This is a genomic window from Bacillus sp. FSL H8-0534 (genome assembly GCF_038005885.1).
GTDB lineage: Bacteria > Bacillota > Bacilli > Bacillales > Bacillaceae_G > Bacillus_A > Bacillus_A pseudomycoides.
The window spans coordinates 628,389-652,722 of the sequence record NZ_JBBOUC010000001.1 but is presented as its reverse complement, the minus strand read 5'-3'; the positions used below and the strand labels follow the sequence as shown (position 1 = coordinate 652,722).

22 protein-coding genes and 3 pseudogenes are annotated in these 24,334 nt (G+C 33.0%); 16 read left to right on the top strand and 9 right to left on the bottom strand.

Annotation, left to right across the window (positions count from 1 at the left end; all coding sequences use genetic code 11):
- Nucleotides 1-481: 481 nt before the first annotated feature.
- Together MHH71_RS03595 and MHH71_RS03590 are read left to right on the top strand one after the other, a co-directional pair.
- Nucleotides 482-1,165, top strand: coding sequence for a DUF5105 domain-containing protein (locus MHH71_RS03595; protein ID WP_006097524.1), 684 nt, complete (start codon nt 482-484; stop codon nt 1,163-1,165).
- A gap of 381 nt (nt 1,166-1,546) precedes the next feature.
- Nucleotides 1,547-2,246: pseudogene (locus tag MHH71_RS03590) on the top strand (ABC transporter permease subunit); the annotation flags it as partial.
- Nucleotides 2,247-2,292: 46 nt separating this feature from the next.
- Here MHH71_RS03590 and MHH71_RS03585 read toward each other — a convergent pair.
- Both MHH71_RS03585 and MHH71_RS03580 read right to left on the bottom strand, forming a co-directional pair.
- Nucleotides 2,293-3,993: a pyruvate oxidase gene (locus MHH71_RS03585; protein ID WP_006097527.1), complete on the bottom strand. Its 1,701-nt coding sequence runs from the start codon at nt 3,991-3,993 to the stop codon at nt 2,293-2,295.
- 83 nt (nt 3,994-4,076) lie between these two features.
- Nucleotides 4,077-4,814: a ZIP family metal transporter gene (locus MHH71_RS03580; protein ID WP_018767013.1), complete on the bottom strand. Its 738-nt coding sequence runs from the start codon at nt 4,812-4,814 to the stop codon at nt 4,077-4,079.
- A 971-nt stretch (nt 4,815-5,785) separates the two neighbouring features.
- On the opposite strand from MHH71_RS03580, the gene MHH71_RS03575 reads away from it, so the two are divergent.
- The 4 genes from MHH71_RS03575 to MHH71_RS03560 all read left to right on the top strand — a co-directional run bounded on the left by MHH71_RS03575 (nt 5,786) and on the right by MHH71_RS03560 (nt 9,156).
- Nucleotides 5,786-7,018, top strand: a complete 1,233-nt coding sequence (locus MHH71_RS03575) for an MFS transporter (protein WP_050774453.1) — start codon at nt 5,786-5,788, stop codon at nt 7,016-7,018.
- Nucleotides 7,019-7,136: 118 nt separating this feature from the next.
- Complete coding sequence (locus MHH71_RS03570) at nt 7,137-7,298, top strand: hypothetical protein (RefSeq protein ID WP_003204467.1); 162 nt, start codon at nt 7,137-7,139, stop codon at nt 7,296-7,298.
- A gap of 183 nt (nt 7,299-7,481) precedes the next feature.
- The gene (locus tag MHH71_RS03565) at nt 7,482-8,324 is read left to right on the top strand and encodes an alpha/beta fold hydrolase (RefSeq protein WP_018767014.1); all 843 of its coding nucleotides are present in this window, start codon (nt 7,482-7,484) and stop codon (nt 8,322-8,324) included.
- Nucleotides 8,325-8,619: 295 nt separating this feature from the next.
- Nucleotides 8,620-9,156 (top strand): histidine phosphatase family protein, encoded by a 537-nt coding sequence (locus tag MHH71_RS03560; protein ID WP_006097530.1) that lies wholly within the window; start codon nt 8,620-8,622, stop codon nt 9,154-9,156.
- A 218-nt stretch (nt 9,157-9,374) separates the two neighbouring features.
- On the opposite strand, the gene MHH71_RS03555 is transcribed toward MHH71_RS03560, so the two are convergent.
- Together MHH71_RS03555 and MHH71_RS03550 are read right to left on the bottom strand one after the other, a co-directional pair.
- Nucleotides 9,375-10,754 carry an aldehyde dehydrogenase gene (locus tag MHH71_RS03555; protein ID WP_006097531.1) on the bottom strand — a complete coding sequence of 460 codons (1,380 nt, stop codon included), beginning with the start codon at nt 10,752-10,754 and terminating at the stop codon, nt 9,375-9,377.
- 535 nt (nt 10,755-11,289) lie between these two features.
- Entirely contained in the window at nt 11,290-11,865 is a 576-nt protein-coding gene (locus MHH71_RS03550; protein WP_006097532.1) for a histidine phosphatase family protein, read from the bottom strand.
- A 222-nt stretch (nt 11,866-12,087) separates the two neighbouring features.
- Here MHH71_RS03550 and MHH71_RS03545 point away from each other — a divergent pair, with 222 nt between their 5' ends.
- The 3 genes from MHH71_RS03545 to MHH71_RS03535 all read left to right on the top strand — a co-directional run bounded on the left by MHH71_RS03545 (nt 12,088) and on the right by MHH71_RS03535 (nt 15,056).
- Complete coding sequence (locus MHH71_RS03545) at nt 12,088-12,597, top strand: GNAT family N-acetyltransferase (RefSeq protein ID WP_003204482.1); 510 nt, start codon at nt 12,088-12,090, stop codon at nt 12,595-12,597.
- A 169-nt stretch (nt 12,598-12,766) separates the two neighbouring features.
- Nucleotides 12,767-12,916 (top strand): aspartyl-phosphate phosphatase Spo0E family protein, encoded by a 150-nt coding sequence (locus tag MHH71_RS03540; protein WP_003203953.1) that lies wholly within the window; start codon nt 12,767-12,769, stop codon nt 12,914-12,916.
- Nucleotides 12,917-13,655: 739 nt separating this feature from the next.
- Nucleotides 13,656-15,056 (top strand): protoporphyrinogen oxidase, encoded by a 1,401-nt coding sequence (locus MHH71_RS03535; protein WP_078211993.1) that lies wholly within the window; start codon nt 13,656-13,658, stop codon nt 15,054-15,056.
- 85 nt (nt 15,057-15,141) lie between these two features.
- Here the strand turns inward: MHH71_RS03535 and MHH71_RS03530 are convergent, their stop codons facing one another.
- Nucleotides 15,142-15,702, bottom strand: a complete 561-nt coding sequence (locus MHH71_RS03530; RefSeq protein ID WP_006094892.1) for a hypothetical protein — start codon at nt 15,700-15,702, stop codon at nt 15,142-15,144.
- A gap of 516 nt (nt 15,703-16,218) precedes the next feature.
- On the opposite strand from MHH71_RS03530, the gene MHH71_RS03525 reads away from it, so the two are divergent.
- Nucleotides 16,219-16,773, top strand: coding sequence for a GNAT family N-acetyltransferase (locus MHH71_RS03525; RefSeq protein ID WP_006094891.1), 555 nt, complete (start codon nt 16,219-16,221; stop codon nt 16,771-16,773).
- Nucleotides 16,774-16,857: 84 nt separating this feature from the next.
- Here the strand turns inward: MHH71_RS03525 and MHH71_RS03520 are convergent, their stop codons facing one another.
- Both MHH71_RS03520 and cspD read right to left on the bottom strand, forming a co-directional pair.
- On the bottom strand, nt 16,858-17,043 hold the full coding sequence (locus tag MHH71_RS03520; RefSeq protein WP_000286203.1) for a cold-shock protein: 186 nt from the start codon (nt 17,041-17,043) through the stop codon (nt 16,858-16,860).
- An 87-nt stretch (nt 17,044-17,130) separates the two neighbouring features.
- Nucleotides 17,131-17,334, bottom strand: a complete 204-nt coding sequence (gene cspD / locus MHH71_RS03515; protein ID WP_003203959.1) for a cold-shock protein CspD — start codon at nt 17,332-17,334, stop codon at nt 17,131-17,133.
- A 503-nt stretch (nt 17,335-17,837) separates the two neighbouring features.
- Between cspD and MHH71_RS03510 the strand changes: the two genes are divergently transcribed.
- On the top strand, nt 17,838-18,734 hold the full coding sequence (locus MHH71_RS03510) for a CPBP family intramembrane glutamic endopeptidase (protein WP_006094887.1): 897 nt from the start codon (nt 17,838-17,840) through the stop codon (nt 18,732-18,734).
- A gap of 112 nt (nt 18,735-18,846) precedes the next feature.
- On the opposite strand, the pseudogene MHH71_RS30520 reads toward MHH71_RS03510, so the two are convergent.
- Nucleotides 18,847-19,028 (bottom strand): annotated as a pseudogene (locus MHH71_RS30520) (arginase family protein); the annotation flags it as partial.
- A 391-nt stretch (nt 19,029-19,419) separates the two neighbouring features.
- Between MHH71_RS30520 and MHH71_RS03505 the strand changes: the two are divergent.
- The 3 genes from MHH71_RS03505 to MHH71_RS03495 all read left to right on the top strand — a co-directional run bounded on the left by MHH71_RS03505 (nt 19,420) and on the right by MHH71_RS03495 (nt 21,930).
- A complete protein-coding gene (locus tag MHH71_RS03505; protein ID WP_006094885.1) occupies nt 19,420-20,025 on the top strand; it encodes a PRK06770 family protein in 606 nt (201 codons plus the stop codon).
- A gap of 133 nt (nt 20,026-20,158) precedes the next feature.
- Complete coding sequence (locus MHH71_RS03500; protein WP_006094884.1) at nt 20,159-20,581, top strand: MarR family winged helix-turn-helix transcriptional regulator; 423 nt, start codon at nt 20,159-20,161, stop codon at nt 20,579-20,581.
- 152 nt (nt 20,582-20,733) lie between these two features.
- Nucleotides 20,734-21,930 carry an MFS transporter gene (locus MHH71_RS03495; protein WP_033798876.1) on the top strand — a complete coding sequence of 399 codons (1,197 nt, stop codon included), beginning with the start codon at nt 20,734-20,736 and terminating at the stop codon, nt 21,928-21,930.
- A 136-nt stretch (nt 21,931-22,066) separates the two neighbouring features.
- On the opposite strand, the gene MHH71_RS03490 is transcribed toward MHH71_RS03495, so the two are convergent.
- Nucleotides 22,067-22,978 (bottom strand): LysR family transcriptional regulator, encoded by a 912-nt coding sequence (locus tag MHH71_RS03490; protein WP_006094882.1) that lies wholly within the window; start codon nt 22,976-22,978, stop codon nt 22,067-22,069.
- A 261-nt stretch (nt 22,979-23,239) separates the two neighbouring features.
- On the opposite strand from MHH71_RS03490, the pseudogene MHH71_RS03485 reads away from it, so the two are divergent.
- Both MHH71_RS03485 and MHH71_RS03480 read left to right on the top strand, forming a co-directional pair.
- A pseudogene (locus MHH71_RS03485) lies at nt 23,240-23,530 on the top strand (aminotransferase class III-fold pyridoxal phosphate-dependent enzyme); the annotation flags it as partial.
- Nucleotides 23,530-24,219 carry an MOSC domain-containing protein gene (locus MHH71_RS03480; RefSeq protein ID WP_018767020.1) on the top strand — a complete coding sequence of 230 codons (690 nt, stop codon included), beginning with the start codon at nt 23,530-23,532 and terminating at the stop codon, nt 24,217-24,219. The pseudogene MHH71_RS03485 and the gene MHH71_RS03480, both read left to right, overlap by 1 nt.
- Nucleotides 24,220-24,334 lie beyond the last annotated feature (115 nt).

Below are 24,334 nucleotides of genomic sequence, written 5' to 3'. Positions count from 1 at the left end.
CTATCCTCGTATAATCATAGTACAGTTAATTAAAAAAATGTCTTAGCGTGGGTTTTATATCATTTGATTGGCGGGACCCCATCACTATCAAGCTAAGATTTTGAAGTACCCCCAAAATGAAAATTTTCTTTCTCTACAGTTAGTTATTTGGAGAAGTTAGTGTTGGTTTAAATAAAGTTTGATCAAAAATGTTTTGCAAATCCTTATTTAGTGAGAATCAAAAAGAAATCATTTTGAAAATAGATTAATCAAGATGGTTTCTTTTTGTGTATTGCATAGGGATTTAGTAGGGTCATTTTAATTAAACTTTATCCCAGTGCTATAGATAACGGCGCACCTTGAAATAAAATAGGGTGTGATGTTTAGTGGTTTTTACATTTTAATAATTGTATATAAATAAAATATGCTATAGAGCACCGAAATATAATGGTATGATATTACTGTAATTCATAATTTATACAGAAAAGGATAGGGATAGAATATGCTATATTCCAAAAAGTTAGTAGGTATGAGTTTGATAGTATCACTTACGATAGGTGGGCTAAGTGCTTGTAATACATATGTAGATTCATCGAAAGTAAAGCAAGGAAGTGTATCTAAAAAGAGTGATAATGCAAATAGACCAGCTGAAGCTCTAACAGCTTACATGAATGCGGGCTTCTATGATAAAGACATAGACAAAATGAGTAAATTAACAGGTGAAGATGGAAAACAATTTAATGAAGCGATGGCGGAAAAGGTTAGAAAAGCAATCCTATATAATTATGAAGGCGTATCTAGTATTACAGAAGAATCAGTAGATAACTATTTCAAAAATTTTAAAGAAGCAATACGGCAAAAAGTGAAATTTGAAACGAATGTTGTATATATAGACGGAGAAGGTAAAACTGCAGGAGTGGAAATAAAATCAAAGCCAATATTGATATCAAGTTTGAGAACAAAAGTTGAAGATGAGCAAAAAAGAATATTAAGTGAAAACCCATCAATATCTAACCCAAAATTAATAAAGCAACTACATGATTATTCATCTTCAATATTACTTGAAGCAGATATATCTTCTACGGAAGAATCGGTAAGGGTTGATATGTATAATAAAGGTGACGATAAGTGGCATATAAATGGAGAGGATATAACGAAACTTCCAAGGATTTTATATAAACCATAATATATTATTAAACTCTTTATAAAAAAGATACTATTAATTCGATATACAGGTTTACTCAAACGATTTTCGAATTTTCTGTATTGTGAAAGGTAAGAATTTTTCTTGGAGCGAAGTTATGCAGAAACAACATATTGTGGGAACTATTGTAGGTTTGAAAAAAAGTTTGATTAAAAACACCTCACAAACCCGTATTGTACGATAATAAAAAGAATCCATTTTGAAAAAAAGTTTGATCATTATCTAATCCTTATTCAACAGCACAGACAGCTTTCGCTAAATAAAACTATGTCCAGAGAACAGTATTTGAAATTCACGATATAACATGTTGGTAAGTTATATCCCTTAATATGGGATGTAAGGTTTGATGAGGGGAAACTCAAAATAGGTTTCCTTCTTGGTATATATAGTAAACGTTCTTTTCCGGTTATTTCTTCATCTTTTGATCCATTTAGTATTGTTCCGATGATCATGATTTCTTATTTTATGTTAAAGGAAGTTTTAGTCTTTCAAAGTGGAACAGTCCCTGCTCCGTTTACAATGCGAGTTCTGTTTCAAATTAGTATTCTCACATGCTTGGCTGTACCGACTGTCATGCTGTATACGGCACAAGAGGTCCTGTAAAAAGAGAAGAGTTTATGATGGCAGCAATGGTTCTTGGAGGAAGTAAATGGCATCAATTATGTCGACATGTTTGGCCACATCTTTTGCCATCTTTTTTCTTACTGGTTGCGCAGCAATTTGTTAGCATGTTATTGCTACTTTTACATATTGGTTTACTCCATTGGTTTTTTGGAGGAACTATATCATATAGCGGTGATACAGATAGTGTGACGAAGGAGTGGACAGGACCGATTGGACAAAATTTCCGTCATTTGACCACACATACTTGGATCGTTCTGGTACTGATTTTTTTCATATCCTGACAATTTTGGAAGGGGATCTTATAAGTAATAGTCTACAAAGGGCGATTGGAATAGGAAATCTGAGGAGAAGGAAAGTAGGAGAGAAAGAAGAGAAAGTTGAGAAACAGGCGAAAAGTGAAAGAGAAGATTTTTCCTTCCATCAAGAAGTATCTAAATAAAAAAGATAGATGAGAACAATCTGTTTTCATCTATCTTTTTTCGATTTTACAAAGGTGGTAAATCAATTTTTCCTTCTTCAAATAACTCTTTTAGCATATGTTTCGTATATCCGGCAGCTTGCCCAAATGTAATTTTTGCAGGCATTGGTGCTTCATTTACATCTACTACTACATCAATAATACATGGCTTATCTTGTTTTACTGCATTTTCAAAAGCAGGGAGAAGTTCATCTAAGTGTTCTACACGGTAGCCAACTCCACCGCATGCTTCAGCATATTTTGCAAAATTAGGGTTTGTTAAATCTGTACCAAACTCAATATTTCCCATTACTTCTTGTTCGAATTTAATCATTGCAATCTTATGGTTGTTGAGTACAACAATCACAATTGGTAATTTATATTTTACTGCAGTGACAAAATCATTCATTGTCATTCCAAATCCACCATCACCACAAATTGCAAAGACTTGTTTATCTGGATAAGCGATTTGACCAGCAATTGCTCCAGGTAGACCACATCCGAGTGTAGCGAGCCAACTAGAGATGATAAATTGTTGATTCGTCATCCGAAAATGACGAGCAGCCCATACTGTTACATTCCCAACATCTACTGATAAAATGGCATCATCATGAGCGACATGTTGCAAGGCATGCATAACTCTTTGTGGTTTAATTGGAGTAGAAGAGTCCTCTTCTTGATTATGCAATTTTTCTTCCCATTTCTTCATCAGTTCTTGATGATATTCTAGGAATGAATGATCCTCATGCTTCTCCACATTTTCTAAAAACCATTTCAATGTTTTATCTGCATCACCAGCTAATCCGATATCTGTCGCATAACGCTTCCCAATTTGTGCAGGATCCGTATCAATATGAAGCGTTTTTGCTTTTTCGGGTAAAAAACCAGTGAAAGGGTAAGAAGTACCAATCATGATTAATGTATCTGCATGCTTCATTGCTTCGTAAGATGGTTTTGTTCCAATTAACCCTAATCCGCCTATACAAAGGGGATGTTCATCAGGAATAATTCCTTTAGCTGGAAGTGTTAAAACAATTGGTGCGCCAATATGTTCTGCGAATGCAAGTAAAGATTCCTTCGCATGTTTTGCTCCTTTTCCAGCTAAAATAACAGGTTTTTTTGCGTTATTTAATGCTAGCTTTGCTAACTTTAGATCCTCTTCTTGCGGAAAGAGTTCGGGTAATGTAAAAGAAGAACTTGTTATACGTGCGCCAGCTTCTACTTCAAACTTCGGAACATCATCTGGTATGGTAAGAACAGATACACCTTTCTTTGTATATGCCATACGAATCGCTTGGTTTACAACCGCAGGGAGTTGTTCTGCTGACATAATTCGTTGATTATAAACAGCGACATCATCAAACATTCTTTCTAAGTTTACCTCTTGGAAAAATCCTGTTCCGAGTAAATCTGATTCAACTTGACCTGTAATTGCGAGAACGGGTGCTTGATCTAGTTTTGCATCATATAATCCATTTAGTAAGTGGATCGCACCAGGCCCAGCGATAGCCATACAAACGCCTAATTTTCCTGTTAATTTTGCATAAGATGCAGCCGCTAATGCACCGGCTTCTTCATGGCGAACTTGAATGAATTTAATTTGGTCTTGTTTTTTTCGAAGTGGCTCAATAATAGAATTGATCGAATCACCGGGCATACCGTAAATGTGATCAACGCCCCATTCGATAAGCAAATCAACAAGCGCTTCACCTGCTGTTTTTCGAAACATGAAAGATCCTCCTTACATACTGTGATACTACTATGTTTCGAAAAAAAAGGTAAAATATACAAATAATAAATAAAAGTGCAGTTCTAATGGTGTCCTGCGAAGAATGTAAAGGCTGTTATGAGTAAAAAACCGCTCATAGACCAGGATAAGAAGGGAAGTAAAGCGAGGTGTTTCTTCGCTTTCCAAAGCATTTCATGTATTGTGACATATCCTAAAGAACCGATTGCACTTCCCATTATCATCCCTTGTAAATGAATCGCTTTCCCGTTCATCATCATCCCAAAGATTGTGCCAGTGCCGAGGATAATTGATAATAACAGAATTGTTAATAGAAATGAGAGATATTTATGCTGTGTAAATAAAAATGGAATGATTAAAGCTAATCCTTCTGGAATATGGTGTATAACAATCGCAAATAAGAAGGGAATGGCAGTTTCATTATGGTTTGTAAAAGCAGCGCCTAATGCAAAGCCGCTCGGCATATTGTGAATAAAAATAGCGAAGGAGAGAAATAAAAAAGTTTGCCATGCTTGCTGGTCTTTTTTATGTATGATAGGGTGATGGCAATAATTATCTAGTAAACTCATAATTAATAAACCAATGGCAATTCCGAGCATAGGACCCATGATTTCATAGCTTGAAAAAGTTTCTGGAATGATTTCTAGTGATAATAGACCGAGTAAGATACCGCCGCATAGCGCATATAAACGATGCATTTTCTCTTCTATCAGTTGACGTGTGGCAAGTCCGACAGCGCCACCTAATAGTAATCCACCAAACGAAAAAAACGTAACGATCATCGGAATCCATAATCGTTCCATAGAATCACACTCCATTTTTATGGCCTTCATTTTCAGCTTACTGTGTGAAAGGGGAGATTAGTCCAAATTATTTGGAAGTAATTCTAGATTATTGAGATTCGAAGTATCCGAATAATATGGTGAAAAAATCGTTAGTCTGAAACAACGGGAGATTGTATTTGTTTTAGAGAAAAGCGAGTCTGTTCATATACAATCCAATCAGAATATATTGATAGCTATTGAATCAACTTGAACTTGTAGAGTTTTCTAATGAAATGTAATGATTGATATCTGTAAGTAGAATTTGTATAAAAAATTTCAAAATGATAGACTTTCAAACTTGTGAGATATTTATTCGAATACATGGTTTATATGAAAAAAAGGGGGAATAAGGTGAAAAATAAATTATTATTTGCTTGTTAAAAAGCAAAAATACTTTTGATTTGAAGAAGTTTAAAAAGAATCTACTTTTAATATTACAGACGAGGGATTATGTATCGAGATCAGAATTAAAATAAACTAAAAAGGGCAAATATATTAAACTTACATAATATGTTGATTGCTTTTTTCTATAAGAAGTTGAAGACAGTTCTTCAATCACATTAATGTTGTCTTTTCATTCAATCCATGATGTATACACTTCTCTTATATAAAACATAAAACGTTCATTATTTAAAAAAGTAATTCTTATAATGATAGGAGCAAGTATTAAGTAATGTAAGGATTTTTGGATATTTTGTAGAATTTTATAATTATCAAGCACTTAATCAGCTTTTTGAAGAACATTTATCCCGCTATTTGTGGGCAGACCCCTACCTCAAAATTCAACAAAAGCAAAGAAGTTGGGTGGGGGATCAACTGCCTGTAAAAGCCCGATTGGTCAGGCTAATAATCAGTAGGATGCTTACTACCCATAAATACATACCAAAATTCACCTGTTAAAGGGGGATATAGTTTTGACAATTAAAAAGGAGACAAATCTTAATTCACCGCTGCAATCCAAAGAAACAAGTGGAAATGTGCTTTCAACAATTACACAGTTGCCTAGTATATACGTGATTTTTGTTTTTGGCTTACTGATTTCCAGGGTTGGTGATTCCCTTTATACGTTTGCCCTTCCTTGGATTGCCTATGAGTTGACTGGTTCAGCAGTAATAATGAGTTCTCTTTTTGCTATTGGTGTGCTACCCATTGTTTTATTTGGTCCAATAGTAGGAGTAGTGGTAGATCGTTGTGACCGACGAAAATTAATGTGGACCGCTGATCTAGGATGTATTGCTTTGGTAGCATTCATTCCCATTCTTCATATGCTAGGTCTTCTCCAAATCTGGCATCTATACGTTGTTTCTTTTATTTTAGCAATACTATCCATGTTGTTTGATGTAGCTACTGTTACAGTAATTCCACATATCGCAGGTCAGTCGTTAACAAGAGCCAATTCGGCATACCAAATGGTTAATCAAATTGCTAGTTTAACAGGACCCGCATTAGCGGGCATTATAATTGCTGTAATAGGAGGACTTAACGCTCTCTGGATAAATGTCCTCTCTTTTGTAGCTACTTTAATTGTAGTCTTGCTATTACCAAAAATCGAAAAAAGAAAACCCATGGATAAAGCGGGAAATCTATTGGGGAACCTAGGGAACGATATGAAAGAGGGATTTAAATGGCTATTAAATGATCGTCTTAACCTTGCTTTATCTTTTCAAGCAATGGTAGGTAACTTTGGCGCTAGTGCCATACTGGGAGCACTTATGTATTACTTGCTTTCAACATTACACTTATCTGCTGAACAAAGTGGTCTTAATTATACGTTGATCGGAGTAGGTGGCCTTTTAGGAAGTATCATTGTTGTTCCGCTCGAACAACGTTTCAGACGTGGAATTCTTATTCCTGTTCTTTTAGGTATAGGTGCGATTGGATTGACCTATGCCATATGGAGTAAATATTGGCTTGCACCAGGTATTGCATTTGGTATTGCTATGATTTGTAATATAGCTTGGAATACCATTGTAGCATCGGTCCGACAGGAAACTGTACCTACCGATATGCAAGGAAGAGTTTTAGGATTCTCAAGAGTGCTTACCCGTCTGGCTATGCCGTTAGGAGCATTAGCGGGTGGAGTGATTTCTGACTTTAACCCAGTTGCAATATTTATACTAGCATCAGCTACAAAGTTCATTGAAGTCATAATTGCACTTACGAGTCCTATACGTAAACTATGAGTATTTGATTCAGATGAAAATCCATTAGAATGTTGTCAAGGGCATATTCAATCGGATATTAAGATACCTAGAGTATAAATCTAACGTAAATCCAACTGAGAATTTTGGTGAGAGTGCAATGAAGCTTCAATGTAAAGATACCAAAGGGAATTTATATACAGAATATGTTATTGGATATTTTGAAAGAGGTTATTCTGGAAATGCTGTAATAACGATAAAATTTGTTGATGCAAATGGAAAACTTGACATAGAAATCAAAGATACTACATCTTTATATTAAAATGTACAATTCTCCAATTCTTCCTCGTTTCTTTATCAATCTTGAGGTGAGAGTCCTACTGCCTGTTAATATGGGATAAAATAATAACCTGTTACTAAAAAAGTATATGATAGTCAAGACGCATAGATGAAAAATGTATTCGAAATGAGTAGTAGTTGTATTGAAATTTTTTGGGGGAATATTTTGAAACGCTATTTTATCAATAATGGGAACATAGATGTACATATTACAGAATGGGAGAGTAAAAATAATCCCGTAATTTTTTGTTTACATGGATTAGGAAGCACGAGTCTTAGTTTTATAGAAATTGCTGAGCAGCTCAAAGCGGAGTATAGATTGATTTCAATTGATGTGCCTGGACACGGTAAAACTTCTCCGTTTGAAAGTGCTGAAGAATATGAAATGCCTCGTTTGGCAACATGGTTAAACGACCTATTGAATCATCTTGAAATTGAACAATTTTATTTCTTATCACATTCTTGGGGAAGTTTGGTGTCTTTGTTTTATTTGATGGAATACCCCGAAAGAGTAAAAGGTAGTATTCTCATAGATGGAGGATATCAAACAAAAAGACTTAAAGAAGAAACTGTAGAAGAAGAAATAGCTTACTATGAAAAAGATTTTGAAGAATATGTATTTAATGATTGGAAATCTTTCTTCAAAAGTGAAAAAGCAGCATATACAAGATGGTCTGCCTTGTTAGAACTGGCCGTAAAAGGCCTGGGTTTAGAAAATGACAATAAAGTGTATTGGCATGCAAGAGGTGTAACAGTCGGTCATATCATTAAAGCTATGCATAAACATGAAACAATAGATATTTATGAAAATTTGCCGTCCAACATCCTATTATTAAGGGCTACATTACCCAATAGCTGGGATGCATATAGAAGTAAGACAGCAAACATATTTAAACAGAAAACAGGAGGAACAGTAAAATTAATTCCTAATACTACTCATATGCTACATTGGGATAAACCAGAGGTTGTAGTGGAAGAAATAAGAAAGTGCTGGTCTCATTCTTATTAAACAAATAGATGTTTTAGTTGAATAAGTCAAAGGAAAAATCGATTCCTTTCAAGTTCAGGGAATCGATTTTTTAGGTGTGTGAATTCAATAAGGATATTATTACTTGTTATATCTTTTTTACATATTGAAAATGAGAATAGAACTCTTAATTTAGTGAATGAAAATGTTAAAATTATAAATATTAAATCAATAAAAAGTGATAGATATATTTGATTCTGTATCATAGGAATTTAGAATAGTAATCAAAAGCAATTATTGAATTAAAGGGGATAAAAATAACAGGGAGGGGATAGCCATGATTTATGTAATTAGACATGGGCAAACAGATTTGAACAAAGAAGGAAGACTGCAAGGGAGATTAGGATTACCATTAAATGAGTATGGTATAGAACAAGCAGAATGTTTAAGAGATAAGCTTAAACATATAAAATTTGATTATGTATTTTCTTCTCCGCAAGAAAGAGCAGTTGAAAAAGCAGAAATCGTAACGGGTATAAAAGCAATAACCGATAAAAGACTTGATGTTTTTGATTTAGGAGAGGCAGACGGATTAAGAAAAGACGAAGTAAAAATGGCTGGAGGTGCTCCTGATTCTAGAGCTTATAATGGAGTTGAGGATAGTAACAGCTATGTGCAAAGAATTTTTAACTTTATGCATGATCTTGAAGTGAAATATAGAAAAAGAGAGTTAAATATTTTGTTATCTGGACACAGGTGTACAACTGGCTGTATCGGTGCTTATTTTGAGGGGATTCCAGAAGACAGAAATATTTTAAAGTTTTCATCCAATAATGGAGAATATAAAGTATGTAAATTTAATCGTAACTCGTGATATAAAGGGTTATGAAATATTGTATTTTTGGGTTTAATGTTAACGTTAATGTTAATTGAATAAACTAAAACGCAAAAAGGCATCTGCTGATTCCCAGTGGATGCCTTTTTAGTATTGAGAATGCGGGGGCAGATTTTATAAATAATAATGGTAATAGTTAACCCCCTATTTTACTTTTGATTGCCATACCCTATGTTCAGCAAACAGTTTCTTTCTTATTACTTAAAAATCTTTCGCAAAATTTTAATTTTGTTCCTATACGGTGGAAATACAAACCCTAAATCTATCCTTGAGCTTTTCTTTAAAATGCTTTTACGATGTGTAAAAGTATCAAAACTATGTTTGCCATGATAGGAACCGAACCCTGCATTTCCTACTCCACCAAAGGGTAAGTGGAGATTAGCCATATGTGACATTGTATCATTGACGCATCCTCCTCCAAAAGAAATTCGTCCTAATACCTGTTTTTCAACATTTTTATTTTCAGTAAACACATACAAGGCTAACGGTTTAGGATGGTTGTTAACCATGTGAATGACCCCATCTAAATCGTTGTACTCCATAATTGGTAAAATTGGTCCGAAAATTTCTTCTTTCATAGCTGCATCATCCCATGATTTTACTTCAAGAAGTGTTGGTTCAATATATAAATGACTTCTAGATGAATTTCCACCAAATATTATATGATTTTGGTCTTTTTCTAATATAGAAATAAGTCTATCAAATTGTCTCTCATTGACAATTCGACCATAATCATTGCTTTTTGATACATCCGATCCATAAAAGCGGGTGATTATTTCTTTCATCTTCGAAATTAGTTTTACCTTAACAGATTTGTGTGCAATAACATAATCGGGTGCAATACAGGATTGCCCAGCGTTTATGAATTTTCCCCAGATAATACGTTTGGCTGCTATATCGAGGTTAGCTGTTTCATCGACAATAGCTGGTCCTTTTCCACCAAGTTCTAATGTTACTGGTACAAGATTTTTTGCCGCGGCTTCCATGACAATTTTTCCAACTTGAACGCTACCAGTAAAAAAGATATAGTCAAATGGTGCATGAATTAATAAAGAAGTTGTTTCTCTGTCTCCTTCAATTACACGAATATATTGCTTATCAAACGTTTCACTTATTATTTTGTTAATTACAGTTGAAACATTTGGTGCATTTTCTGAAGGTTTGAGAACTACACAGTTTCCTGCCGCAATTGCCCCAATAAGAGGTTCAATTAATGATTGGAATGGATAATTAAAAGGTCCAATAATTAGCACTGTACCATATGGCTCTTTTATTATGTAGCTTTTGGAAGGTAAAAAGTGAATAGGTGTTTTTACTTTTTGTGGTTTCATCCACTGTTTTAGGTATTTCATTATAAAGTTGATACTGTTTAATGTGAAACCAATTTCTGCAGCATAAGCTTCAAACTCGCTTTTGTGTAAATCTTGATATAATGCGCTCAGCACTTGATTTTCATATTGTTGAATAGAAATTTTTAATTTTTCTAACTGTTTAAGGCGGAATTGAAGACTTTTTGTATAATCATTATGGGAAAATTGTCTATGCTCTTGAATAAGTTGTTGAATATTATCAACCATTAGGAAATCCCTCCAATAGAAAGAAAATATTTAAATACTATGTATATCAATTATAGAGAGTATTTGCTCCATATATTCTATTCACTAATGCATCCGTTTGCTGAAAAAAGCTACTGTTAAACTAAGGGTGGTTATCTTAGAATTGGGTAAATTCGATAAATATTACATAGTATTTCAAAACATGCTCTTCATATTTGCTTTTATATCAAGGTTAAAACCGTTAATTTAATCAAACTTTACTTTAAAGCTACACGTGAACGTTTTTGTATTAATAATAAGAAAGAAATTATAGATAGAATATTTTATTTCAATATTCTTTAATTTTTTTATAAACACAGTAACTGCTATGATTTTTTTATTAGGAGGGGATTTGTGGTGAATATCGTACTAATACAGAAAGATGATGTTCCTTATGTTATTATGGGAAAAGATTTAAGCACTATATAATAGCGAATATCTCATATTTGTAGGAAACTATAAAACAAAAAAGAAGACTTGCTACTAAGAGCTTCTTTTTTGTTAGAATTTTAAACATTTAATCTAAATGTACCGTGCAATTATATAATTCTGGATCCCATCCGTTCTCTATTTTTATAATTTTAGTTATTGATGTATTTTTAGGAGATTCTATCATGCTCAAATGAGGTACTAATTCTTTGAGAAGCTGCTTAATGAATGAGCCATGACTAACGATTAAGATGTTTTTGTTAGGATATTTATATGTAATTTCTTCAATAAAAGGTATAGCTCTTGCTTTAACGCTATCAGCACTTTCGATTCCTAAATCAAGCTCTCTCCAATTATCTCCCCACTTCGAAATTCGTTCGTCTTCGGTTGTTCCTTCAATTTGTCCACCGCTTACTTCGCGAAGTCTAGGCTCTAAATGGATTTGTATATTTTCAATGTTTTTTTCTATTGCCTCAGCAGTTTGTTTCGCTCTTAATAAATCGCTAGAGTAGATTACATCCCACTTCTCTGTAGCTAAACGTTCTGCAAGTTTATAAGCTTCAGATAATCCAGCTTGATCAAGTGGAATATTTGAATTTCCTTGTGCTCTACCTTCTTTATTCCAATGTGTGCTGCCATGCCGGATAATACCGAGTGTAGTCATATGAAAACCTCCAAACTATAGTTTTTAGAAAAATAAAAATCATTCCGTTATTATATGACAATTCAGGAAATAAAAAAAGGAAATTTTATATTTTCTATACAAAAGTTTTAAGAATATTGTTATGCAAACAGATGAATTAGGAGATTTAAAGATAAATGCAAGTAGGATTCTTGTATAGAAATAAAGAACCTTTAATGTATTAGTTGAAAAGGAGGTAAAGTGATGGAGGTTACGATTCGTGCAGTAGAAATACAAGATGCTAGAGCAATTCATCGTATATGCATACAAAATGATGTTTTACCATATATGGTTTTCTTGCCTAGTATGCGAGTGGATGCGATGGAAAATAGGATTCGAAATCTAGCGCCGAATCAATTTGAATTTGTTGCTGAGTATGATGGAAAAGTCGTTGGGTTTATTGGTTTAACGCAAGGGCAAGGACGAAGGTCACATTCGGGAGATTTATTTATCGGTGTAGATAGTGAATATCATAATAAAGGCATTGGGAAAGGTTTGATGACGAAAATGCTGGATCTTACAGATAATTGGTTAATGCTAGAGAGAGTAGAACTTGGTGTTTTGGAAATAAACCCTGGTGCAAAAGTACTATATGAAAAATTTGGATTTAGGGAAGAAGGTATAAAAAGGGGGAATCTAAAAGCTCATGGTAAGTTCATTGATGAAATTATGATGAGTCGTCTTCGGCCCAATGGTTTAATTGTACATAATTAAAAATTACAAGAAAAAGAATGCTTTTTTTGTAAAGCATTCTTTTTCTTGTAATGGGGAGTAGCTTTTTCTTAAAGATGTAAGATTTACATAAACATAACACTTTTACTTATTATGTAAGTAGTCTATACTAGAGTACATATATTTTCAAATTGGAGCGAGTAAATAAAACATGGAGCTGAGAAAATTAGAACATATCATTGAAGTGAAAAAAGAAGAACTTTTTGCACTTGTTTCAAATTATGGATTTCAACACCAAAAAGTACTTGAAATGAGCCAGGAATTAGACAAGTTAATAAATTATTTTATGTTATTAAAATAAAGAGCGGTCACTTTATACAGAAATAATGATTAAGTGATAGTTGGTTAGTTTATTAGCTGTAAATATTAAAAAGTATAATTATTTCCTTATTTAAATATATCTTCTAACATCATTAAGCGTTACGAACCTCATTTTAGAATCTCATCATGTTATAAACACTACTGTAATATGAAGTATGTTTTATTTAAATAATTTAATGAAAGAAAGTAAATAGATTAGCGATATTTTTGTTTATGAAAAGACCACCAAGTAAAATGAAATTATTAACTTTTGTTGATGTTTTTTTCAGTTCAACCATAGAATTGAGAAGAAACCTTATAACAAGAAGCTGTGCATCATAAAAAATGTTTGAAAATGAAGAAGTAGTTTCGTATATGAATGAAATTCATGAGAATAGTGCTGGGAGAACTTTCATTCAATTATGGAATGAAACGAATCGTTATCCTTTTTGTGAAACTAGTGATGTTTCTAATCTTTAAGTGCCTGCATTATGTATTGCTGGAGGGAGTTCGGAGGATGAGTCTTCAGCTGCTATATCTTTTAAATAACTAAATTCGGAGATTCATATTGCTATGTTTCCTTTGGCTTAATCATTTAGTGTATAATGATCAATCTGAAATGTATTCACATACATTGTATACCTTTTCAAGAACTTTGAAAGTTGCTAGTCGAGAAAGCTCATTTTTGGGTATAATAATAAAGGAATTTATTTATAGTATCGGTTAGGAGCGTAGCAGGTATGAAAACAGTTGTTGTCATAGGTGGCGGTATTACAGGACTTTCTACTATGTATCATTTAGAAAGATTAAAAAAGGATTACGATATAGATTTGGAATTAATCCTTGTAGAACAGAATGAATATTTGGGCGGGAAAATTCACAGTGTGAAAGAAAAAGATTTCATCCTGGAAACAGGAGCCGATTCAATCGTTGCACGAAATGAAAATGTTATGCCATTTGTAAAAGAACTGCAATTAGAAGATGAAATGGTATATAACGAAACAGGTATTTCTTATATTTACTCAAATGATACGTTACATCCGATTCCTGCTGACACAGTATTTGGTATACCGATGAGTGTAGAGTCGTTATTTAGTAGTACGTTAGTTTCAACGAAAGGGAAAATCATTGCGCTGAAAGACTTTATTACAAAGAATAAAGATTTTACGAAAGATACATCACTCGCTGTATTTTTAGAAAGTTTTTTAGGAAAAGAGTTGGTTGAAAAACAGATTTCCCCCGTTCTTTCAGGAGTGTATTCTGGTAAATTGAATGAGCTTACAATGGCTTCTACACTACCATATTTACTTGATTACAAAAATACATACGGCAGTATTATAAAAGGTTTTGAAGTAAATAAAAAACAATTTCAGGCTGCTGGGAATAAGAAGTTTTTATCATTTAAAAATGGACTTTCTACGATTATTAATCGTTTAGAAGAGGAATTAGCTGAGACAGATATACGAAAAGGAGTAACAACGACGAAGGTAAATAGAGTTGATGATGGATATGAAGTTTCTTTTTCAAATCAAGAGACAATAAAAGCGGATTACGTTGTTATAGCTACTCCACATGATGTTGCACAAACATTATTAAGTTCTAATGAATTAGATGATGATTTCAATAAACTAAAAAATTCTTCGTTAATTAGCATTTATTTAGGGTTTGAAATAGCTGATGAACAATTACCGGTAGATGGAACTGGTTTCATTGTTTCAGAAAATAGTGATTTACTTTGTGATGCATGCACGTGGACAAGCAGGAAATGGAAGCATACATCAGATAAACAAAATTTATTGGTGAGATTGTTTTATAAAAGTTCGAATCCTGCTTATGAAAAAATGAAACATAAAAGTAAGGAAGAATTGATTCAAGTTGCCTTATCTGATATTGAGAAAAGCCTTAGAATTCAGGGAGAACCGCAAATTGTTGAAGTTACGGACTGGAAAGATTTAATGCCAAATTATCATTTAGAACATAACCATGCAGTTCAATCTTTAAATGAGAAATTATTAGATGTTTTTCCAAATATGTATCTAGCGGGGGCTTCATACTATGGTGTAGGCATTGGGGCTTGTATAGGAAATGGAAAGAAAACGGCAGAGAAGATTATTGAAGTATTGAATAATCACTTTGAATAACGTAACCTTTATATTTTTGACGAAATCCCTCTCTAGTATAAGAGTGGGATTTCGTCTGTTTTTTACTAAAAATTGTATCTATCGTTTATTCTTTAATTTTGATTAGGGTTTCTGCACGTTTCGTTTTATTTTCTGTAATTGTTAATGTGACGTTACCAGCTTCTTTAAATGAATAAGGGGAGAGTTGATAAACCTCTTTTATGTTATATTTTTCTTTTATTTCTTTTGTGGATGTATTTTTTATTAGGGAAATATTCGGTTTCCAAGTTTCTGTTTTACCAGAAGGGTAGTTTATGATAATTTGAGGTTTTTCTAAACTCAGTGTTTTCCAAGAAGCGAAATAAAGTTCGGTTTCTTTTTCTTTTTTGATTATTTGTTCTGAGAAATAACCAAATTCACCAATATCACCTGAAACGATATATTGTGTATTGTTTAGTTTAATGTCTAGCAAGGAAGGTTGATAAGTGGCTGCGTGATAAAATCCATATGAAAGTGATAATACCGAGGCGATTACAAGCCCAATTATAAATTTTTTCAAGCTGTTTCCTTTGAAACTTGTCATCATCGCCGAGTTTGGTGCGAATCGCTGTGCGAATAAAAAAACAAGTGAAATGAACAAGAGGGCAATGCCTATAAAAATATACATGATTTTCGGTCACCTCCGTTAATACAACTCTTATCTCTGCGTTGAATAATAACGTGATGTATAGTTCACTAATATTTTAACATAAATATCCAATTGATATTGGATATGGGGAAGCTTTCGAGAAACAAATATATATAGTTCATTTTTAAAGAAACATTAATCCTTATTTTTATTTGTTAATTCCATTTTCCGTGTTCCGAATAATAGTAGGAATCCGATTATGGTAATCATAATGATTGCAGTTACTATTAAATCAGTAAACATCAGATTTTGGTTTTGAATTTCTTTTCCGGTAAGTGTTAGAAATACTTGAAAGATAATAATTTAGAGTATTAATTCGGTTAGATTTAAAACGAATTAAATATTGTGTATAAACCGAATAAATTAAGAAAACCATGGGGGAAGCCTGTTTCATCTATTTAGAAAACAGGCTTTTATTTATGATGAAACTTCCGATTGGAGAAGATTTTTCTGATATAATAAATCAGTAAAAAGAAAAACATTAGGAGGATTTCAATGGCATTTCCTGTTTTAGAAACAGAACGGTTACGTTTAGTTGAAATTGATCAATCTTATTGTCAAAAAATATATGAAATTTTTTCGCTTGAAGAAGTAACGCGCTATTATGGAATGAATTCCTTTACAGAATTTGGTCAGGCTTCGCGTATGATTGAATCTTTTTCAAAAAATTTTTTTGAAAAACGTGCAATTCGATGGGGAATTGTATTGAAGGAAACAGGTATTTTAATTGGTACGATTGGATTAAATAATTTACAACTTTGGAGTAAACGTTCTGAGATTGGTTATGATTTACATCCTTCTTACTGGAGAAAAGGCTATGCAACGGAAGCTGTGCAAAAAATCATTACCTATAGTTTTCAGGAGCTAGGGATATTCAGAATCGGTGCAATTACATATCCTGAAAATGTAGCATCTTGTAAGATGTTGTCCAAAATAGGATTTCAGAAAGAAGGACTATTAAGAGGGTATATTCATCAAGGAGATCAACAACGAGATGTATATATATATTCTATTATACGAACAGATATAGAAAAGAACCATGAGATATAGTACGCATGGTTTTTCTTTTATAATTAGATAGTAATGAAAAATAACGAACCCCTCTTATCAAAAGATAAGAGGGGAATGAAGAAATTAACCTAATTTAGGTAATAAACGTTCTCCGCTTTTCATGCTACTTTTACATAAAGGGCATTTTGGCTCTTCTTCAAATGAAAAGTTCTTTCTCATCCATCCTAAACAATCCTCTGATTCACATTCCCAAACAGGGGTTTGTTCTGGTGGTACTTCTGCTACATCGTTCTTTCGATTGCGATACATGTGACCACTCCTTTTATGTAAAAATTTTAATTATATATTAAAAAGGTTGTTAACCGTGCGATGGTAACAACCTTTTTATTGTTTAAATTATAGCTTTACAACGTTTTTAGCTTGAGGTCCGCGGTTGCCTTCTTCAACTTCGAAGCTAACTTCTTGACCTTCGTCAAGAGATTTGAAACCTTCGCCAGTGATAGCTGAGAAGTGAACGAATACATCGCTACCGTCTTCAACTTCGATGAAACCGAAACCTTTTTCGCTGTTAAACCATTTTACTTTACCTGTTAATGTCATGGTAAATGCCTCCTAAAAATAAGAAAAATAAATTACAATATGATCCGTCTTATTTCAACGAAAATAAAAATTCACATATTATCAAAAAACCATTAGGAATACTTATTATTCTTAATAGATGCTTGATAATATGTAAAGTTAAGCTTTTATAAATTTGACCTTAAGACCTATCTTACAACAAATGGTGAGAAATAGCAAGTGTTGGAAGGAAACAGGATATTTTTAAGAGCGAGTGCTTCAATAATGCTATTGGTATAGGGATTTGATTGTATTTCATGTATCTAAGTTTTTTATTAACAAGATTAAAAATATTCACTTTTATGTATTATTCCTGGTTCGAAAATATGTGAAAATACTCCAAATGATTACGAGTGGCATTCCTTGTTGTATTTTTAAATTTATGGATATGAATTTTAAATGGGGATATAAAAGTATAAAAAATAATAAATTTAGTGTAAAATAGGAAGTATTTGTAAGTTATAGAAGGGAAGGGAGGAGTAGTTTTGAATAATAGTCGATTTAAAACAATTGAAGCAGCAAAGGAAGGTCGAAAAAAAGTACACCCAATTTTAGCAGTAATATTATCGATTGTATTTTTAACACTTGGTGAGTTATTCATGCTATTTATGTTGTTTTTACCAAAAGCAGAAACGACATTGATGAAAGGGATTTATGATAACTTAAGGATGTTATTAACATTTGGCGGAGCAATTTTATTTGTATTTTTATGGGTTCGTTTTGTGGAAAAACGTCCATTTTCATCAATTGGTTTTTGGAAAGATAAAGCTTTAAAAAAATACTTACGCGGAGCATTCATTGGGCTTACATTTATAACAATACCCGTTTTAATTTTAGTTTTAAGTGGTTCTGTTACCTTACATATACAACAGATTTCAAGTACAGTCATATTGGGAATGGTAGGTTCTTTAATAGCATTTTTAGTACAAGGTGCCACAGAAGAAATTGTTGTACGTGGTTGGTTATTTCCAGTTATTTCAGTTAGAAGTCGGGTATGGATTGGAGTTGCTGTTACCTCATTACTATTTGGATTTCTCCATCTACTGAATCCAGGCATTACAGTTCTTTCTATATCAAATATCATATTAGTTGGTGTATTCGCAGCGTTTTATGTATTAAAGGAAAATAGTCTTTGGGGTATATGTGCTTGGCATTCTATATGGAACTGGGCTCAATATAATATATATGGTTTTGCGGTAAGTGGTACAACAATATACTCTACACCTCTGTTTAAATCAACAACAAGCGGTCCGAAATCGTTACATGGAGGAACTTTTGGGATTGAAGGAAGTGTAATCACAACAATTATGCTTGCTGTTGCCTGCATTGTATTATGGAGACAATTGTGGGGAAGAAAATTGAAACAACATAATATTGGGTAATTTATGGGGGATAGTTATATTGTGATTAGAACAACATCGTGCATAATGTGAAAAGTAATGAGTATGACTATAACGTTTAAATGTTTGATAGAAGGTTCCTAAGATTAGTATATTTGATTTTTTTATTATGCAACTGTTCTTTGATATGATACAGGATATTTTTTACAATATAAATTTGAGTGTTCTAGATGCCTAAAATCAATATCTTCATGTGGATAAGAATGAAGTTTATTTTGTAATTCATACGTTTCCGTCAAAATGAAGGAATGTTATACCTTTATGTAATAAACTCATTTCAGTCATCTTCTTTACGTACTAATCTAGCACAAATTTAAATGACTTAAAATAAAATGCTTTCTTAATTCAACTGATTTCAAAGGGTATAGTCTGGATAAAGCTAACCGTATTTTGCCGAGCAGAGATGGAGTGTGGAAAAATTCTTATATGAATTTTAGAAAATCATAATCCTTTTACAGAATAATCTTGCAATATGAAACTGAATAGAAATACAATAAAAGGAAACCTATGAAAGATTTTGATCAAATGTTATTTTTGGGGAGAGAATGGATGGAGAATTTTTAAGAAAAAGCATTTTTAAAGAATAATTTATAACAAGTTATTTTTGAAAAACGCAATAGGTAGGAAAAAATGAGTGATAGAATGTTGGGGGGAGGAAATATGTACAATGAAAACACTATTAAAAATACTAGGGATAATTGCTGGAATGGTAGTAATCGGTGTGGCACTTACTTACGGAATTTTATATTATCTCAATCATAGTAAACCAACCGCTAAAAAAACACCAACTGCGGCTCCGGCAGTGGAAGTGTTAGCTGATAGTAAAGTAAAAGCAGAGAATGCAAAACCGCTAGATAATGGTAATTATTCGTTGCCAAATAGTGACTTTAATAAAGGCTTTAAGTGGACTGATGAAAAATTACAAATCGCATTACATGAAATGGCACATCAAAAAGTAAAAGCGGATCAAAAGTGGGGTTATATTTTTATAACGCAAGAACGAATTGAAAGTTTATTGGGGATTGTTAAGAGTAGTGATATGAATCATAAAAATACATATATAGATATTTTAGAAAGATGGAAACAAGGGAAATACGAGAAAGTTGATGCGGATCATAATACGATTTGGAAATTACAAAGCGGTAATCTTGGCGAAGGTAAGGGTGTAATGTCACAAAATGAGCAGAAAGAGTTGATTAATAAAGTCTTCATGCAAAAGGAGACATTCTCAGGAAGCATGTTAATAGCAGGTGGTGAACAAGTTAAAAAATAGTTTTGAAAATTTGATAGATAAGGATAAATACGTAGCGAAATATAAAAGTTCCGCTGCATATTCGCTTTATTTGACATATGAAATAAATGGGAATAAGATTCATATATGAAATAAAAAAGGAAGGCTTTTTCGAATGGATATGAAAAAAAGAGAATTATATGGAAATATTCGAGATGTCTATCATCAACTGCAAAGAAATTTGGATAAAGCGATAGAAGAGCACGATATAAGTTATGTTCAATTTGGTGTGATACAAGTACTTACGAAGTCTGGAAAGGTTTCTATGTCTAAGCTAATTGAAAATATGGGGTGTGTTCCAAGTAATATGACAACGATGATCCAAAGGATGAAACGAGATGGTTACGTTGCGACAGAGAAAAATCCAAATGATCAACGTGAAACACTTGTGTATTTAACTGAAAAGGGAGAAATAGCTAGGGAAAAAGTCGATGTAAAATATGCAGGTTTTTTAGAAGAAAATTGTGGCTGTTTTACTGATGAAGAAGAACAGAAGCTACAAGAATTATTATTAAAATGGAAGCATTGTATAGTTTAATTGTGATATATAAGAAAAGTGTAACATTCTGTTACATTTTTCTTTATATAAATAATACATATATGAAATAAAATAACGTATATAAAATCGGAGGTGTGAGGAGGAATTTAAATAATTATTTCATATATGAAGTAAAAAGAGGGGAATACAAGTTGCAAGTAAAATCAATGTTACGTATTTTAGCAGTTATCGCGTTTTTTATCGGTTTAGATTCTTTAATTGTTTCACCATTATTGCCTGCGATTTCACAGACAATAGGAATGCCTGCTGAAAAGGGAGGGCTTTTAATTACAGCATACGCACTATGCTATGGGATAACAGCTCCATTTTTTGGACCATTGTCTGATAAGGTGGGGAGAAAGCAAATGATTGTCACAGGTCTTATCATTTTTTCAGCCGCTACATTTTGTACCGGGCTTACGAATCATTTTGAAATACTCTTATTGTTTCGTGGACTGACTGGTTTATCCGGAGCTATGATCATGCCAAGTGTATTTGCATTAGTAGGAGATAAAGTACCGTACCAGTCACGAGGAAAAGCGATGGGGATGATTATGGGAGCAATGGTTGGATCGACGGTATTAGGTGTCCCTATCGGTGCGTTTTTATCTGAGGTAGGAAACTGGCAATGGACATTTTATATTATTGGATTACTGGCTTTGCTTGTTACGTTAATTACAAGTCGATTGTTACAAAAAGAGATTTCGAAAAACCAGTTATCAATTTCTGCACCCAAAGCAATGATTGGATCTTGTAAAATCGTATTTACAAATTTCTCTGTTTTCTTTGCGTTATTAGCAACGTTTTTATGGACTGTAGGACTACATGGTATGTTCTCATACATAGGTGTGTATTATGGAATAAATTTTGGGTTTACAATTGGACAGATTGGAATTGTTATTTTCTTTGCTGGTTTAGGAAGTGTAATTGGTAATATAGCTGGTGGGAAATTGGCGGATAAAATAGGTAAGAAAGTTGTGGTTTCAATCGCAAGTATATTTGCTTCTATAAGTGTGATTTTATTTTCTGTATATATTGGAAATGTAAAATATGCGATTACCGCACATATGATCTGGAGTATATGTATTGGGTTTGGTCAGGCTTCACTCACTGCCTTGATTTCAGAATTAAATCCAGCTATACGAGGGACAGTTATGGCATTAAATAGTTCTGCAATGTATATCGGAATGACGATTGCTTCAAGTGTTGCATCGTTTGCTTTGAGTAAAGGTTTACCGTTCTTTGTCTTAGGAATAATTTGTGCAATTGCTAGTTTACTCATCCTTCCGAGCATATATTTTCTTGTTCAAGAGAAGGCTACAACTACGAAAAATCAAATTGGCATATAAAATGGGAAGGAAAAAGAAGGTATACGTTATAGGTGAGAAATGAATGAAACTCCAAAAAGAGTTGGTATCCTTCAGCAGAGACAATCAACTCTTTTTCTTTGTTTACTTTACCTTTGTTGTTTCACCTAGTTTATATTTAAATTTCTATTTTTTGAAAAGAAGCTACAATCTTTTGTAACTGCTCAATAAACATTCGTGTAGCGGCACACATATATTTATCCTTTCTATAAATAATTCCAATTTCTATTGTTGCAGTAGGATTTTTGATTTTAATAGCTTGAATAGAGTTACTCTGTAGAAAGTCTATATATGGTTTAGGCAACACTGTAATTCCCATTCCTTTTGACACCATGTGAATTAATGATTCCATTGTACTTATTTCTAAAATTGGTTTTGGTGTAAAGTTAAAGTTTTGACAATGCGAACGAATAAGCTGTGTTAAAAAGAAATTTTTGGGAAGAAGGATAATAGGATATTTCTGTAACACTCCCATCGTTACAGTAGTGTGTTGTGTTAATTCGTGATTAGTTGGCACTACTAAAGTAAGTTCATTTTGATAAAGCGGAATAGATATGATTTCTTTGTCTTGAACAGGAAGAAATGTAATGCCAATATCTAATTCGTTTTGTAACAATTTTTCACGAATTTCCCCAGTACGAAGACCTAATACGGAAAGTTCAATATTGGGATATAACTCATTAAAATTCAAAATGGCTGGTGGTAATAAGTAGTTTACGGTCGTCAATAGAGCACCAATGGTTAACTTTCCTTGCTGAAGCCCGTTTAAATCTTGAATTGCAGCATGCGCTTGTTCTACTTCGTGAAAGATTTTTTTACTATGTGAAAGCAAAATTCTTCCCGCTTCTGTTAAAGAGATTTTTTTGCCAATTCGATCAAAAAGAGGCATACCAATTTCATGTTCAAGTGCACGAATCTGTTGACTCAGTGAAGGTTGTGAAATGTTTAATTTTTCAGCTGCTTTTGTAAAATGTAATTCGTTTGAAACAGCTACAAAGTATTCTAATTGTCTTAACTCGATGGGAATCACCTCTAATGATAGGTTTTACCTATCATTATCATATAAATAATTGAATTGAACAATGATCATCTTGAAATTATACTCACATTAGTAGAACAGCAAAGTAATCATTGTAAAAAATAGATGAGGTGATGACATGATACAAGCATTAAAATCTAATACATTACCAGGTAATTATTCTCAAGAACTTCATAAGAGATATCAACAAGCTGTACCAATAGGGGGGTATATAATTTAATACCTTTGTACGTACAATCGGCAAAAGAAGCAATGATAACAGATGTAGATGGAAATAACTTTATTGATTTTGTGGGTGGAATTGGTGCAATGGAGCTAGTGACCGATCATGTAACGAAAGAACCCGCAAAAGAATTAACAGCGCAGTTAATTAAGGAGTTTTGGAAAAATGGGCTTATAAGCATTGGGGCGGGTATACATGATAATGTTCTTCGATTTTTACCACCACTTGTAATTTCGAATGAAGAAATTGATAAGGGGTTTGAGATAATAAATCAAGCTTTTGAAGCGCTTTGTCAAAATAGTAAAAGGAGTGGGGAATGATGCCAAGGTCGTATGACTTGAGGTCTCTTAATGTAGGTATGCCCAAAGAAGTGTCATATGGTGGGAAATTAATTCAAACGGGTATTAATAAATCACGGGTAAGTGAGCCTGTTTTTTTATCATCACTAAAATTTAACGGAGATGGGCAAGCTGATTTAGTCCATCATGGAGGAATAGATAAAGCAGTTTGTGTTTATTCCTATAACCATTATCCGTATTGGGAAAAGGAATTGAATCGAAAGCTTGTATACGGTGCTTTTGGAGAGAATATGACAGTACAAGACATGCTTGAGGAAGATGTTTGTATAGGTGATATATTTCAAATTGGCGAAGCGGTGGTACAAGTAAGTCAACCAAGGCAACCTTGTTTTAAATTAGCAAAAAAGTATGATATACCGCAATTACCACTCTACTTCCAAAACACAGGGTATACGGGATTTTATTTTCGTGTTCTAAAAGAGGGGTGGGTATCACCAACAGATTCTCTTACGCAACTTGAGTCTGATCGTAAAGGGATTTCAATCGCTTTTGCAAACCATATAATGCATAAAGAAAAACGTAACTTTGAGGGAGTACGAAGGATTTTAGGAGTAGAGGCCCTTTCAGCAAGTTGGAGAAAAACATTTGAAAAACGTTTGAAAGGAGAAGAAGGAAGTACGAAGGAGAGATTAGAAGGGATTAGTGAATAACGGGGTAGGAACTGTAATGTTAAAGTATAAATATTAAGTGACTCCTATGCATCTACCAGAGCTGATTCGTGCAAAATATATCCGTAGTGAAAAAATTTGGATAAATATTGATTGT